General features: G+C 59.4%; 1 pseudogene. It reads left to right on the forward strand.

Going from position 1 to position 244, the window contains the following annotated elements:
- Positions 1-244, forward strand: a pseudogene (locus R0J88_RS22700) (hypothetical protein); the annotation flags it as partial.

Here is a 244-nt window from a genome sequence, read left to right on the forward strand (position 1 = left end):
CCAGCTGCCCCTGCCGCCCGTCACCGCGCATTATGATGTCGTCCCGACACTGTTACGCCATGTGATGGGCATCAGCAATCCCCCCAGCGACTACAGCATGGGCCATGACCTGCTGCGCACTCTCGACCATCAGCCAGAGGTCGACAACGAATGGGTGCTCTCCGGTAGCTATCAGGACTTCGGTATCATTCAGCGCGATCGCATCTATGCACTGGAAGGCACCGGCGGCTATGCAGTGTACGAT

Origin of the sequence: Pseudoalteromonas sp. SIMBA_162 (assembly GCF_046535955.1) — a bacterium.
Lineage (GTDB): Bacteria > Pseudomonadota > Gammaproteobacteria > Enterobacterales > Alteromonadaceae > Pseudoalteromonas > Pseudoalteromonas marina.